We start from the raw sequence: 14,886 nt of genomic DNA, 5'->3' as shown, positions 1-14,886 counted from the left end.
AATATGCGATATTGACAGATGGCCAAGCGGCATTCAGAATGCTGATAATTTCTCCACTTTCTGCGACAATCTCATAAAGCAGCAGCGCAGCAGCATGTCTTCTCTGATTAAATAATGCTTCTGCAATATCAAATAGTCTGGACGCATACAGCGGATTGTCCATAATATGACCAACCATTCGACGGATTGCATCCAGCTTGTCCAACTCCGCACAACGATACAATAATGGCTCGATTCGCCTAAAATTCGGAGAAAGTTCAATGATATAATTTTCTATGTATAGATCGTAAAAATAGCCTTCTAGCAAATCCATAGCCACAGTAATTCGGTCAAGCTGCTGGACAGAAACAGGACGATGCTGAGTAATCCAATTACTAAGCGTTCTTTGATGAACCCCTGAATATTCGGCAAATTGACTCAACGTCATATCATTTTGTTTTAGATAAACCTCAAACTTCGCTGAAATCGTAGGTGTATGCTTCAAGTCATAACCACCCTTCACATAAAAATTCCATAATTTTAAAAATCACCCTCTATTCTTCTCCAAAATTAACCACCTGTCAATATATTATGCAACTAATGTTTATAACGAAAATTCAGCATATCTTACACATATTGAGACATGTTAGACGAGCGACATCCTGAAATGATTGGATTGATCCAAGTAAAAGGTTTAATGAGTTGACATGACTAATTCATTTCCCTTTGTGAATTCTCACCAACAAATGGTATAGAGGTCCCATGCGGAAACTCACGGGACCTTTTAATTACATGAAAAATCCCCTGATATTGATACAATCAAGGGATACATAAGTTCATTTCTCGCGCTTTAATAATGCGAAGCTGATTATTTCTCCAGTCACAATTCCTGTCAAAATTGCATAGATGCCCATAGCGCTCATCTTATATCCTAAAGCGTAAAATAACCCTATACCTATTGCGTAGCTCAATAAAATCGTTACATAGCGTTTTAGAAACTTACTCATGGAAATTCTCATAAGCAACTCCCCAGTTAATTTTATGCTTCAACATAGTAATGTTAGTTAATTATTGCATAAAAGTAAGGGGGAATTTGTCGAAAAAGGAATCCGTTAAAAAGAAATTTGCACTATTTACTGCTAGGCGGGGCACGAAACGAGACTTCTTTTTCATATCATCCATGCACTCACATGGAGCGTAACCAGCTTATCCGATAGGAGGCACAATGAAAGATATTTTAATTCACGCACTCATATAGAGTGCGACGTAAATTCATAAGCAGTTTTCTTACCATCTAGCGATTTCAATCCACGCACTCCATACAGAGTGCGACCCGTATAACTGTAGTTGCTCGGCGGTATCGCCTTCGAATTTCAATCCACGCACTCCATACAGAGTGCGACTACACCTGTTTTTTTATTTAAGTCTGGATCTTTATTATTTCAATCCACGCACTCCATACAGAGTGCGACGAAACCTTGTGATTCTGGATGTACCGCACGATGTTATTTCAATCCACGCACTCCATACAGAGTGCGACCTAGTTCAAGGAACACATGAAGCAATTATAGATATTTCAATCCACGCACTCCATACAGAGTGCGACTTATGATAAAACACGGCGGAAGATATACGCCTTAGATATTTCAATCCACGCACTCCATACAGAGTGCGACAATCACACAATATCTGTCCGAGGTCAACGTCGCGATTATTTCAATCCACGCACTCCATACAGAGTGCGACTCTTTTTCATTGTTGCTCACCTCCCTTCCATGGTAATTTCAATCCACGCACTCCATACAGAGTGCGACTTACCTTAACCAGTTTGTAGCTCCGGCTGCAGCTGGTATTTCAATCCACGCACTCCATACAGAGTGCGACAGCAAAAATGCAGTAATTGATACTCTAATGATATCAATTTCACACATTGTCGCAAAAACTGATGCCAAAAAGGCTTGTATCAACCATTGACTTTTACTGATGGTAACTGATTCAATTGCTTTTCGACAAATTCCGAGGTGCGAAGGACCCGGGGTTTTTATGTGAGCTTCACATTCGCACCTTATAAAATCAAAGGACTTTCCATATCGTAAGCTTCCGTAGCCCCTATATGCTCTACTTTCTTTTTATAGTTATCTCCTAAATTGTAGAAGCGCAAGCTGTCTTCCGTTTTGTCTATCAATTCTTCAAGTTCATATTTTAAGCGGCGGAACTGGGTCGAGTCTAAGATACATTCAAACACAGAATTTTGCACCCTTTGTCCGTGATCTACACACTTTTTCGCAACTTTTGTCAGTCTTTTTCTGCCTTCTCTATCTACCGTGCTTACATCATACGTAATCAAAATGAGCAAGTGTTCACACCTACTTCCACAAAAATGGAGGATACTCGTCCAAATCTCCCCGAATATATCTAGCCAAGAGCAAAGCCTGCGAGTAGGGAACCAGTCCCCAGGATATTTTCTCATTCAAATAAGGATGAATTATTTTTTCCTGCTTTCGTTCTTGCCATGCCTTCAATACGATTTTCCTCGTATCATCGTCCATCATGACAGCCCCGTTTTCTTTTTTGTAAAATCCTTTGCCATGAATCAATTTTTTGTTAATCAGTGTAAGGACAAAACGGTCGGCATATACTCCTCGAAGTTCTTCCATCACATCCAGTGCCAATGAGGCTCGCCCTGGGCGATCTCTATGCAGAAAACCTACATAGGCATCCAGACCCACAGCTTCCAGTGCCGATTTCATATCGTTGGACAACAGTGTATAGGCAAAAGATAAGAGGGCATTCACATTATCTAACGGCGGGCGCTTATGACGTCCATGGAAGTAAAAATCATCTTTTTGCTGTAAGATCAGATCATCCCATACGGAATTGTACTGTACCGCCGCCGTTCCTTCCAAACCGCGTAAAATGTCCAATTCCTCCACTTCGCGGACTTGCTTCATGATTTCGGTTAAAGAAGCAGTCACCTTCTTCATGCGTTCCGTATCAATACGAAGTGGATAGTCTCTCGTTGCCCGTTCCAAAATCCATTTATGGTTATATATTTTGCCTATAATCATATTTCTAGCGACAAGAGCACTTCTTCTATTATCATCGGAAATGCGGTACTGTTCTTTTCTCAGCACCACATTTCCCCTGCTTTCCCCGGTAACTCGTGCCAGGAAACGTCCGCTTCGCGTCATAAAGGTTAGATCTATGTTGCGTGTGGCACAAGCTCCCATGAGGCCTGGACTGACTCCTGAATAGCCAAAAGTGCAGACTGCCTCCAAATTATGCAAAGGATACCGTGCAAGAATGGACTCTTCTTGTTTGATTACGATATTTTCGCCATCTAATGACAAGTACGTATCTGGCATGGTCACAAATAATGTATTTAGTAGTTTTTTCATTCAGCTATCCTGCTTTCAATAAAGCTTGAAACTGACTTTTTACTCAGTATCTCGGGCACACATATGTTATGTAGTGAGCAGTTCAGGCAGTGTGGTCCCGCTTTGGCTTTAGGTGTATGATTTCGTTCAAAATAATGCCGCATCTCCTGCAAGCTTGCGCGCACACGCTCTCGGTCAGCGGCCGTGATGATGACCTCTACACGGTGTTTGATCTCATCATAATAAAAGTAGCCTTTGGAAATCTCACACACGAGCATTTCTTCAAGACACATTACTTGTGCGACCAATTGTGCATGATCCGAGTCATTTCGTTTCGGTTTGCCGCGCTTGTATTCCACAGGAAAAGGAAGGTATGTTCCTTCCTCCCCTGCAAGTGGAACGCCATGAGGATCACGTATAAACTCTACTACGTCACAGATACCTGTAATCCCAAGCTCTCTGGAATGTATAGGTAATGCGCGTACGATGAGTTTCTCCCCTCTTTTCTCACGAATCATAGGCTGATCGGCTTTCCTGTGTAAATGATTCCCCTCAATTGTCCTTACGTTTTCTTCCCATTGCTGCTCAATGTGAATTAACGCCCACTGTCTTCTACAAAAATTAAAATGCTGTAAACCGGATAGCAGCAGATAATCTTCTTCGTTATAGCCCTGCATACTCTTGAACCTTTAAACCTTCGAGCGGTGTGAGAATACATTCATAATGAGTATCAAAGTATTTGTCAGATTCGTCTACGTTTTCTTTCGATATCACCTGCAAAGAACGGTGCACTTTAGCGGATGAGTATTGTCCAAGTTTTGAACTATGCTCCCACCAATATACTTTATGAACTTCCATACTCCCGTCGGGACGAGCGGATGAGATATCGTTTTCAAATAACGAAATTAGCGCGTCCTTGATCTTACCAGCATCTTCGTTGGTAAACCCTGTTTTTTCAGCTAGTTGTGTATTAATGCTTCCCTTGAAAAGGTATACGCCGAAATCCACTCGATGCTTCATCCCCATCGTGTCGGAGCCTCTTTCTTTCCCTGGTTCGGAGTTCACACTTTTTGTGATTTGCATACTTGTAATATCAATAGGATCAATACTGGTTGCTGTATGTATGGATACAGGACCTCTTACCCCTACAGAAACTCCGGCTCCTTTACCCGCAGCTTTGAATGCGAACACCTGACCAAAGCTACGGACATCTATCCATTCACGACAAGCGATTCTAGCAAATTCATCACTTGAGGATTCCTTACCCTTAAAGAATTTTTCCAATTCTGGATTGGCATCTGCACGTTCTCTCAGACTATTAAAAGCATCGGATTTCCGATCGTTAGATTGGACAAAAATAGACTCTCCCATATCCTGCAGACGATTTCTTATTTTGCGCTTTAGAGCGACATCTGAGATTTCGCCATATCCATCGTAATTTTGCCGCGGACGATTGCCATTTAAAGGATCGCCATTGGGATTTGCTTTCGTCACAGACAATACAACTGCAAAATCAATTTTGTGATCCAACACAGACATATGATTACTCTCCTTTAATGTACCTACATATTTTTAAAGTCACTTAGGATTCCTGGTGTTCAATCATGTCTATGGTGTTGTTCTATTTGTTGTCGTTATTATCCTCAAGATCTTTTTTATGACTATTATGATAGATTTCATAGCGTTGGCTACTGAGTCCTAACAAATATTTTCCGGTCAATGGTTTATTGTTGAATTCGTTAAAGGGGATTTTGTGAAGCACTTCATCAATCATATTGGTATAATAGCTTAAGCGTTTCCCAAGTCTTGCCTGATGTGGCTGCAAGGCATTCTGAATGGTCCTCCAGGTTCTTTCTGGATGTTGTGAGAAAGCACTCATATATCGGGTTGCATTCGTAGATCGCTTCTCGTCCTTATCTAATGCGCTTCGTTCCATCACATCAGCGATCGCCAACAATCTGCCAAATAAATAACTGCGATCCATATTTTCTTTATCTAATGCCACATTGTATCCCTCCCGTTGATTAACCAAAGCACAGGTCACGCTTAGTGTTTTCTCCCATTCCCACTTGTCCATGGATACTGGATTAGAGGCACGGTTAATCGCACTCCTCACAATATCCTGAGGGATGTTTTGACCATCTACTATACAGGGGAGCATTCGTTCCATCAAGCCTTTAACGAGCTTATCATTAGCTTTAGAACCGTATGCTGCAAAGGCAATGTCTTTGGTTGCTGGAGCACCCCAAAATTGTAAATATTCACCCTGCTCATCCTTCTGATAGCGATGAAGCCATACACAGGTGGAATGCCAATGAATAAGCTTTTCAAAATACAATTTTTTATCCAAATTCCGATAATAGATTACGGCCATCCGGCCCGTTGTTGCTGAATCAAGTACAAGAATATTAACTTTTGCCTTGGAACTAGATTTGACAGCAAGTGTATTGGCATAACCCGTTAAGGCTTTGGCAAATTCAAAAGCAAATTCTTCGTTCGTATGACTTTTTATTTCTTTAGCCTTGGCTGGCAAGCCCATTGCAAAGATATTATCATTTTCAGTAAAATTCAGAATGCTCGGTTCATCATTTCCCCACACTAGAAAAACACGTTGCTCTATGACTTTACCTTGACGGTTAATGAGCCATTTTAAGGCATTATGAGCCTTTTGCGATACTTCATAACTGATACTTGCAGCTTCATGACTGTGGGCAAATCGTCCTCTGAATGTGAATCCACTCGTATCATTGGCAGAAATCAACTTCGCCTTATCCCCAGAATTTCTGATTTTATTAGCATGCTTGTCTGTGCTAGGGAGCTGCTTTCCAGTCACATAGCAAATGTCTTCTTCTCCAAGCAACTGACTATAGTAACCCACAAATGAATCATACATCTCTTTATCTTCCCAAACTTTATCTAAAGCTTTATCTGGAGAGTACACATTAAAACGAATGAATACGCTCTCCTGTTCACCTGGGACCGCTGTAAATATAGGTGGTTTTTCTCCATGTAAAGGTTCGTACTTCTTGTCCCATGTCGTTATTAATTTCTGATCCTCATCAAGATATAAAATAAAATTGTCTACTAAGTCTTTGATCAAGTGGCGCTTGCTTAAGTATCGATATATGCTTTTCACCTTAGAAGTGGCATAATCTGAGGTAGCCCAGCCTTCTAACTGCTGAATATAAGCAGCAAATGGCTCTTCTTTTTTTATTTTTCCACCATATGCTACAAAATCTCCGGCAACATAACTTAATTTATCATGGAGCGGATAAGGGGATATGACAGAACCAGCCCGACTGGCGGATTTTTCTGTAGAGGGAATCAATGTACTAAACTCATTTTTATCCAAAATCTTGGCCGAATGAAAATCACCTTGTTCTGTAACTTCGACTTCGATCTGCGCATTTTGGGTCGTGTGGGAAATAGGCAATAATGTATATTCACGATCATTATGTTTCTTCTCAATCACACCTACACGATCAAGATTAGATTCATACGTTTCATATAAATTTAACAACCAGCTCATTTAATTCCCCCACCCCTCCCATTGCGCAAGCAACTCATCCGCGGACTGAACGTTATTTGTATCGAACTGTTTGGATTGCATATTTGCTATTGTACGAACTTGTATACATTTCTCCGGTCGAATAAAATCAATGACTCCGTCCTTCATTACCGGATTCCACAAGCGGACTTCCATCTGGTCCCTGCCAGTCTCATCTGGATAGTTAATTCCATGTACCATATTACCCAAATGAATGTCACCATAGTTATCGTAGAAACCAGCTTCTATACCAAAAACACAAGGTTCCACATAAGCCTGGCATTCTCGTGTACCTAGAAAAATATCTCTGCGCCCACCCGCTAGCAACGAGCGTTTTAGGATATTATGATGCTTGTTTTCATTGCGGTCATATTCCATCTCAGGACGATGCGGATTAAATTCAAAATGAGCCTGAACCTCGTAACAGGGATCTTTCAGGTAAGTATAATTAGCAAGCGTATTACCGCCGCTATACTCGATGGGACGAACACCTTTGGATTCCATCCGGATGGCATGTAGAACGCGAACTTTGTCTACTACCATCATTATTGTGGGTTTCCAGTAGATACTTTCGACAATTCCTTTTAATGCCTGATACGTTGGAACACTATACGTTAATTTCTCACCACCAAGTTTGGTTAGTGGATCTGTGAACAGTGCATAATCACCATAAACTTTAAACTCGATCGCATTTCTCAACTAGCATATACCTCCTTTCTATGCCTATATTTTCTAAACATAGTTCCACAATATTACTTTTGGCAGGGGCAGTCAATGTAGAATATAAGTCTCGAGTCCCAATCGAAGTGTTTTTAAAGGATAAATTCATGATGCAGACTGTCATTTTCAAGGTTAAGCCCATAACAATCATCATAAGCTCCATCGGTTAGTGCATATATTTTCCCATCCAAAAAAGAGACTAACCCCTTATTTTGATCTAATCGGTCTTTCTCATAGTTAAATATATTAATAGTGAATTGTTGTGCCCTGCGCAACAGATCCGTAAGATCTTCTATGCTTTTCTGTCCGTTTAGATCCGCGATGATCTCCTTTCCTTCTTTTTCTTCATCCCCATAAGGAACAATAACAGCAGTCGTATGATCCTCAATGACTTGAAAATGGTCTGCAGCAGTCTTATAGCTATTCGCTAAGAGTAAGGGTAGAATCGTCTCATTTTCTTTGCAATAAGATTGATAGTAAGTATTCTCTATGCGATTGGCATATAATAATTCAGTCATGTTTTTTCTCAGTTTAGGAATAAAATAATTTAAGTCAGTCTTTAACTCGGAATAATATTTTTGAAAATATATTTCCATGGCTTGAGCAGATAATATATTTCCACCAAAGCGAGTTTTATCATCTTTTAAGTCAATAAACATTTTTCTAGTTATTTCTTTACCGATTTTGATTTCTTTTAATCTCTTGAGATCCTCTTCCTCATGGTCAATGACATACACTTGTTTCTTTTTATACTCTCCGTGACGATTACATCTCCCCGTCGCTTGAGCAATGGAATCCAGACCAGCCAATGATCGAATGACACACTTAAAACTGATATCTACTCCAGCCTCGATTAATTGTGTACTAATACAAATGACAGGTTTTTTATGTTTCAGGTGATTTTTAACTTCCTCCAATATAGAATTACGGTGGGCCGGACACATGGATGTACTTAAGTGGTAGATCGGGACTGTACCGTTTCCTTCCTTTAATCTCTGATATAGATTTCTCACTACCGTTTTTGTATTTAAAATAACGAGTACACTTTGTTCATCAGCAAGTTTTTGTTCAACAAAATCGCCGAGTTTCTCCGTACTAAATTTCATATCCGTTGCTTTATCTACAATATCAACCCGCTTAAACGATTCTATGACATGATCCAGATCATGTATCATTTCAGCGTCTGGCTCAATTGCCAGCTTGTTATGTACAAAATCTAATTCTGGTTGTGTAGCCGTACAAAGAACAATACTTGAGTAAGCATACGTTTTCAAAAAATTCACTGCTTGATTAAATAATGAAATACAGTGAGTAGGGACTTTTTGTACTTCATCAAAAATAATGACGGACTCGCTTAAATTGTGAAGTCTACGAATATTTCTGCTTCCGCCAGCATAAAAGACATTTAAAAATTGCACCATTGTGGTGAAAATGATTGGCGAATCCCAATTATCCTTAGCCAGCTTTAATTTTTGACGCGTACTCACAACTACATCTTCGAACTCACTGCTCTCTTCCTCTTCATGATCGTCCACGACCACATTAGAGTGATGCTCCAAAATATTCGCATCGTCCAATATTATTTTGCGAATCTCTCGTACATTTTGTTCAATAATAGTTGTAAATGGAACGACATAAATGATATGTTTCTTCTCAAATGTTGCAGCATGTTTTAAGGCATAACGAAAACTGGCGAGTGTTTTACCACCGCCTGTAGGGATAGAGAGCGTATGTATTCCAGAAGGTCTTTTTGCAAACTGCTCACATTGTTCGGACATTTCTTTTCTAAGTAAATTAATAGGTGTATTGGCATCACTGCCTGCTTGCAGGGATTTGATGTGCATCATTAATTTTTTGTAATACTCATGAAATAGCTTTTGGTGATGCATTGGTTCAACTTTGGTTTTATCACCTGCACTCTTTTTTTCTTCAAAGCAGCGGGTATTAGTTCGATCCGCATCAATCAAAGCACTAAAAACAAACTTGGATAAATACATTAATTTAAGTTCAAAATCCACCTCACCTTCTCGTTTCATATATTGATCCAACTCAGCCATTGCTTGGTTCACATAATCAAAAAATGCAGATTTGTCTATGACCTGCTTATAAAAAAGCACTACTGCATCTTCAAAACCCTCTATATCTAGGTCACGCACCCGATACAAAAATCTAGATTCCAGCTGTGGATTTAAAAAATCCTGTAAATAAGAATGGTGTGAAATAATAGCGTTTGCTACAACTTCGGTCAATACATATTTAATAAATACATCCTGCTTATCAAACGTACCTTGAGGTTGGATGTGAAAGAGAGTATATAATAATTTCCCACCTGCACTAGAATGATCTACACTTCCTCGCTTCGGCGGATTATCAGGATTTTGTACCGCTAAACGTATGTAATTTTGGAATTTTTCCGTGTACTTCCCCAAGTCATGCAGCATACCAGCTAATCCGGTAATATGTCGTATACCTATTTTGTCACCGTAGACTTCTGCTAATTGTCGGGTTTCGTATAGATGTTCACCAACTGTTTGAATCTCTTGGTTGCTTTCCCGTATGTGGGCGATATATTCCATTTTTTTAATCTCCTTCAGTTTTCTTTGTAAATAGCCTTTTCCAAGTAATTACTAACCAAGACGGAAGCCAAAAAAGCATAAATAAAATATATATCGTAGCAATAACACCTTTCTGACCTATTAAACGATGAAGATCATGTAGAGATTGATAAAGCCCCTCTCTTGCTGCAGACAGTTCCTTATCGTTTTCCTCTTCGTTGTCTTGCCGTTTTTCCTGTGCACGTTCAGTTAATTCCTGAGATACAAACCGATATCCCACGATAAGGCCTATGCCTAGATAGATATAAAAATACAGACCAGGAATAGCTAATAAATTCATCTATTTACCTCCATTGAACAAATATTTAAATGTGTGACCATGCATAAGATAATATCGACAAAGCCCAGAATAACCACTTAAACACTTGCGTTGTTAAGTGAATTCATCGACAATTCTTTATATATTGTCGTAGCGTTATATGCTACATACTCCTCTTTTATCTACTTAATTTAAAGCCTTTGGTTTCCGTATCCTATCTCAGGTTTCATTTTACGAACTTATGGTTGTTTAATGTGAAGAGGTTTGTATTTCGCCTAAAAACACTAGATTCTCAACGACTTCTTAATCATATTAGATTTATTCTCGTTATGTAAACAAATATTTTTATAGTCATGTGGAAATAATATTTTTAAGATAACTAAACCGATATTCCTAAAGTTTAATATCAATTATGTCTTGGCTACAATCATGAAGAATCTGCTGGGAGTTCTTATGCAAGTTAGGTACTATAGATAATTTTAATTCACGCACTCATATAGAGTGCGACGAAAAAATTCTAGCTCTTCAGGTGGAACTAGGGATTTCAATCCACGCACTCATATAGAGTGCGACAATTTGAGCCCCCTACCCTTTTCCAAAAATTTTAATTTCAATCCACGCACTCATATAGAGTGCGACAACCAGTATGGAGTCCTTTGTTGTTTATTTAGTTATTTCAATCCATGCACTCATATAGAGTGCGACCCTGGTACACCTGGCAATAAACCAAACAACAAGAGAATTTCAATCCACGCACTCATATAGAGTGCGACTTGGACGCATCAAATGTACATTCACATCCAGGAAATTTCAATCCACGCACTCATATAGAGTGCGACTCAATGAATTTTGAGTATTTTTCCTTTGTTTCGGATTTCAATCCACGCACTCATATAGAGTGCGACGATTATTAGACAATCTCAAGTTGCTACAAGTACAGCAATTTCAATCCACGCACTCATATAGAGTGCGACGCGAAACAGTGGGGGAGAGGCTGATACATGAACAAATTTCAATCCACGCACTCATATAGAGTGCGACTTGCCTCCAAATAGAGAATGCCGCCCTGTGAGTTGATTTCAATCCACGCACTCATATAGAGTGCGACTCATAGATAAGGATTATGACGAGTTCCTGCGTATAGATTTCAATCCACGCACTCATATAGAGTGCGACACGGTTATGGTGACCATTTACGAAGCTGATCTGAAGATTTCAATCCACGCACTCATATAGAGTGCGACGAAAGCCGCAGAGGAAACACCGGCCGAAGCAGTCATTTCAATCCACGCACTCATATAGAGTGCGACTGAATACCTTATACGCACCTACACGAATGCAGGTATTTCAATCCACGCACTCATATAGAGTGCGACTCGGGTTCCTTGGGATGGGTATATCGCGGAGCTGCATATTTCAATCCACGCACTCATATAGAGTGCGACAGCGAAAATGCAGGAATTAATACTCTAACGGTATTAATTCCTTATAATTTCGAAAATAACGATGCTTAAAAAGCTTGAATCGACTATTGACTTCTAACGATAAAATGAATATAAATCCATCTCGACAAATTTCGAGGTGCGAAGGATCTGGGGTTTTTATGTGAGCTTCACATTCGCACCGTAAGTAAGAATACACTTAAGATACCACAAAACATTTCTCTGTCCCAGAGAATACTCCATTTTCTAAAACAATAACGACTCTGCCCCATCAATCACAATTTGTGCGCCAGTGATGTGACGCGAATGATCAGAGGCCAAGAATGTTACCAAATCAGCAACCTGTTCGGGCTGTCCCGGTCCATCTGCCAACGGCTGATCTCCCTCGGGAAATTGCACAGGGATGGTAATCTGCTTCAACCCTTCCGATTTCTCCGTGGTTTCATCAATATTCGTCGAAATGGCCCCTGGATAAATGACATTGACACGAATACGGAACTTGGCCAGCTCTAGGGCTGCCATTTTTGCAAAACCGGTTTGACCTGCCTTCGATGTGCTATAGGCTGACATCCCAAAGCTGGTAAAGCGCTGATTTCCATTAATCGAGCTGGTAATGATAATGCTGCCGCCGCCATTCTTTTTCAAATGCGGTATTGTATATTTTACCGTCAGGAAGGTGCCATCCAGATTCGTAGACAAGGTTTGCCGCCAATCCTCAATGCTCAGCTCCTCGATCGGTCCGACGACCCCGTTAATCCCCGCATTGGCAAAGATGATATGCAGCCCGCCAAACAATTCAACCGCTTCCAGCACTGCTTTTTCCACACGCACCGGATCGGCAATGTCCACGTCAAAAGCCCGGGCTGACCCTTCACGTATGGCATTAATTTCTCTTTCCGTCTCCAAAATGCGATCATTACTTACGTCAAAAAGAGCGACATTTGCTCCTTCTCTAGCCATTTGAATGGCCGTTGCCTTGCCAATACCAGAACCTGCACCCGTAATTAGAGCAGTTTTGCCTTCAAAGCGCGCGCCTCCTGCATATGTATAGCTCATACGTATCGCTCCCTTTCAATAATCTGTATAATCACAAGATTACCCAAAAGGGTATACTTTATAATCACCATTTTTGCGCATTTTTTGCTGTTCCTTTGCGATATTCAGGAAAAGATCGAATATTTCGCGCATTAGTGCATCTTTTCTTCTTCCCTCTCGTTACATTCCGTAAATATCTTGCCTATTCGCAGTTTTCTATGTATCTATCAAAAAAGGACGTTCTACAACCATCGATATGGATGCATACGTCCTTTGGCTTATTCATTTACCACTGCAGCTCAATAAATGCCGCATCATCATCAAGTCCCCCGGTATGAGACGCATCAAGTAATACCTGTATCTGCTCATCAGGGACAGGCTCGCGAATAGGATCTAAATCGGACAAACCGTCCGTGTATACCTGTAATCTCATTGGCATATCTGCGGGTATGCTTCTTTCGTACCAATGCGGCTTCCCTCCAATCGGTCCACGGCTTGTAGACCAGCGTTCCGCAGTAGAGAAGGTATGATCAAATAGTTCGCTGATTTCTTCCGTACCGTTCCACAATCGCAAACGTGAATCCCCTTGCCAGGCAAGTCGGAGACGACCACGGGTACCTCGTTTCGGCAGTTCGATTTTACCGCAAATATACATGGACTGGCTTCCCTGTCGACGTTTATCTTCCAATACTGAACGCATTAAGCCTGATTCGTGATCCAGAGGCTGCCGATCCAGTTCCTCAGTAGCTGCACCTGCCAGACGCTCAAGATACTCCCTTAATTGATTAGCAGACAGATCCTGTCTCTGTTCCATCCAATCCAGTAAAGAAGAACCCAGATAGCGAGCTGCAAAATCTCCTCGGTAACTGAGCCCGACACCATCACACAAGACAAAACAACAGACAGATTTATGAATACGTACTGCGGCAAAATCCTGTCCGCTTTCTCCCATACTGGCAGATTCAGCAGACCTTCCATAGCCATAACGACACATAAAACGACTGTGATGAGATGATAAAGGCTGATCGCCTGTCTGAGAGCTTATGTAAGCAAATTGCTGAGTCAGCCTTGCATTCAATCCCTTTTTTTTGCTCGTGGGGAGCAGGGACAGCAGTGGATTCATGCTTTTACCTCCTTACCGTACAGGCGTTGCAGCTGACATTTGAAAACCAATGGACACCAGTTCCGCACAGGTTCCAGGCAGCATCATTATGGCTCCTTCACCTAACTGATAATCTGCCTCAAACAGCATTTCCCGATAGCTTTCAGGAAGCACAGAAGACATATTACGCAGTTTCACAGCATGTTCATCCTGCAAAGGCGTATTATGCGTCAGACCTTTCCAGCGACGGGGGTCCTGAATAGGCGTTTCCAGCAACCTGTCGGATAAAAATATATTTTCCACCAGTACATTGCCATCTGGTACACTCATGTTCATAATGCGCTTCGCAATCGGTTCCGGATCATCGCCTGTGGAAACACCATCTGTCATATGGCAGACCAAAGGTGCAGGACAATCCTGCATCCCTGGTAATTCCGCCTGTAAAATACGTTCAGCTTGCAGGAAAGCCTTTGCTGAATCTGAGAATCGTTTGGGTGTCAAATCAGGCAACGAACCAATAGCCGCGATTTCATCAATTCCCTTGACACCATTCAGCAGGTCATATACGTCGTCACTATAAGCCAAAATTGCAATCCGATAGCGCGCAGTCAACCGATTTCCCTTGGTCGATCGGAAAACCATCTGTCGGATCGCCAGTGATATAGCTTCGTATACAACGTCAATACGCCGCCGCCCTTCCATCAGCATATTCATCGACGCGCTGATGTCAATCAGGTAAATGATCAGGGCGGGAGTACGTTGTGAAGCCTGTATTGTATAATTCATGGTTTGTACATGCTCCCCTCAGTT

11 protein-coding genes, 1 pseudogene and 2 CRISPR repeat arrays are annotated in these 14,886 nt (G+C 41.0%); all 12 genes and pseudogenes read right to left on the bottom strand.

What is annotated here, in order from left to right:
• A pseudogene (locus C400_RS0119960) lies at window positions 1–484 on the bottom strand (helix-turn-helix domain-containing protein); the annotation flags it as partial.
• A gap of 795 nt (window positions 485–1,279) precedes the next feature.
• Window positions 1,280–1,863: direct repeats of the CRISPR family, unit length 33 nt; unit sequence ATTTCAATCCACGCACTCCATACAGAGTGCGAC.
• Window positions 1,864–2,044: 181 nt separating this feature from the next.
• Window positions 2,045–2,335 carry a CRISPR-associated endonuclease Cas2 gene (cas2, locus tag C400_RS0119950; RefSeq protein ID WP_017427976.1) on the bottom strand — a complete coding sequence of 97 codons (291 nt, stop codon included), beginning with the start codon at window positions 2,333–2,335 and terminating at the stop codon, window positions 2,045–2,047.
• Window positions 2,336–2,345: 10 nt separating this feature from the next.
• Complete coding sequence (gene cas1c, locus C400_RS0119945) at window positions 2,346–3,377, bottom strand: type I-C CRISPR-associated endonuclease Cas1c (RefSeq protein ID WP_017427975.1); 1,032 nt, start codon at window positions 3,375–3,377, stop codon at window positions 2,346–2,348.
• Window positions 3,374–4,033 (bottom strand): CRISPR-associated protein Cas4, encoded by a 660-nt coding sequence (gene cas4 / locus C400_RS0119940; protein ID WP_017427974.1) that lies wholly within the window; start codon window positions 4,031–4,033, stop codon window positions 3,374–3,376. The genes cas1c and cas4 overlap by 4 nt, the downstream gene beginning before the upstream one ends.
• The gene (gene cas7c / locus C400_RS0119935) at window positions 4,020–4,895 is read right to left on the bottom strand and encodes a type I-C CRISPR-associated protein Cas7/Csd2 (RefSeq protein ID WP_017427973.1); all 876 of its coding nucleotides are present in this window, start codon (window positions 4,893–4,895) and stop codon (window positions 4,020–4,022) included. The genes cas4 and cas7c overlap by 14 nt, the downstream gene beginning before the upstream one ends.
• Before the next feature lie 82 nt (window positions 4,896–4,977).
• Entirely contained in the window at window positions 4,978–6,885 is a 1,908-nt protein-coding gene (cas8c, locus tag C400_RS0119930) for a type I-C CRISPR-associated protein Cas8c/Csd1 (RefSeq protein WP_017427972.1), read from the bottom strand.
• Window positions 6,886–7,602 (bottom strand): type I-C CRISPR-associated protein Cas5c, encoded by a 717-nt coding sequence (gene cas5c / locus C400_RS0119925; protein WP_017427971.1) that lies wholly within the window; start codon window positions 7,600–7,602, stop codon window positions 6,886–6,888. It abuts the gene before it with no gap.
• A 113-nt stretch (window positions 7,603–7,715) separates the two neighbouring features.
• The gene (locus C400_RS0119920; RefSeq protein ID WP_017427970.1) at window positions 7,716–10,199 is read right to left on the bottom strand and encodes a CRISPR-associated helicase/endonuclease Cas3; all 2,484 of its coding nucleotides are present in this window, start codon (window positions 10,197–10,199) and stop codon (window positions 7,716–7,718) included.
• Window positions 10,200–10,203: 4 nt separating this feature from the next.
• Window positions 10,204–10,518, bottom strand: a complete 315-nt coding sequence (locus C400_RS0119915; protein ID WP_017427969.1) for a hypothetical protein — start codon at window positions 10,516–10,518, stop codon at window positions 10,204–10,206.
• 455 nt (window positions 10,519–10,973) lie between these two features.
• Window positions 10,974–11,942: a CRISPR direct-repeat array (repeat unit 32 nt; unit sequence ATTTCAATCCACGCACTCATATAGAGTGCGAC).
• A gap of 243 nt (window positions 11,943–12,185) precedes the next feature.
• On the bottom strand, window positions 12,186–12,995 hold the full coding sequence (locus C400_RS0119910) for an SDR family oxidoreductase (protein ID WP_017427968.1): 810 nt from the start codon (window positions 12,993–12,995) through the stop codon (window positions 12,186–12,188).
• Between the two features lie 265 nt (window positions 12,996–13,260).
• Window positions 13,261–14,097, bottom strand: coding sequence for a hypothetical protein (locus tag C400_RS0119905; protein WP_016821033.1), 837 nt, complete (start codon window positions 14,095–14,097; stop codon window positions 13,261–13,263).
• 12 nt (window positions 14,098–14,109) lie between these two features.
• On the bottom strand, window positions 14,110–14,862 hold the full coding sequence (locus C400_RS0119900) for a vWA domain-containing protein (RefSeq protein ID WP_013370788.1): 753 nt from the start codon (window positions 14,860–14,862) through the stop codon (window positions 14,110–14,112).
• Window positions 14,863–14,886: the final 24 nt, after the last annotated feature.

It is taken from the genome of Paenibacillus sp. ICGEB2008 (assembly GCF_000307675.1).
GTDB lineage: Bacteria > Bacillota > Bacilli > Paenibacillales > Paenibacillaceae > Paenibacillus > Paenibacillus polymyxa.
This window is presented reverse-complemented; position numbering and strand designations above follow the sequence as displayed.

What these genes read in the sequence shown, in the direction of transcription:
- cas8c (WP_017427972.1), bottom strand. Translation starts at nt 6,885, where the DNA reads ATGAGCTGGTTGTTAAATTTATATGAAACGTATGAATCTAATCTTGAT.
- cas1c (WP_017427975.1), bottom strand. Translation starts at nt 3,377, where the DNA reads ATGAAAAAACTACTAAATACATTATTTGTGACCATGCCAGATACGTAC.
- C400_RS0119920 (WP_017427970.1), bottom strand. Translation starts at nt 10,199, where the DNA reads ATGGAATATATCGCCCACATACGGGAAAGCAACCAAGAGATTCAAACA.
- C400_RS0119900 (WP_013370788.1), bottom strand. Translation starts at nt 14,862, where the DNA reads ATGAATTATACAATACAGGCTTCACAACGTACTCCCGCCCTGATCATT.
- C400_RS0119910 (WP_017427968.1), bottom strand. Translation starts at nt 12,995, where the DNA reads ATGAGCTATACATATGCAGGAGGCGCGCGCTTTGAAGGCAAAACTGCT.
- C400_RS0119905 (WP_016821033.1), bottom strand. Translation starts at nt 14,097, where the DNA reads ATGAATCCACTGCTGTCCCTGCTCCCCACGAGCAAAAAAAAGGGATTG.
- cas4 (WP_017427974.1), bottom strand. Translation starts at nt 4,033, where the DNA reads ATGCAGGGCTATAACGAAGAAGATTATCTGCTGCTATCCGGTTTACAG.
- cas7c (WP_017427973.1), bottom strand. Translation starts at nt 4,895, where the DNA reads ATGTCTGTGTTGGATCACAAAATTGATTTTGCAGTTGTATTGTCTGTG.
- C400_RS0119915 (WP_017427969.1), bottom strand. Translation starts at nt 10,518, where the DNA reads ATGAATTTATTAGCTATTCCTGGTCTGTATTTTTATATCTATCTAGGC.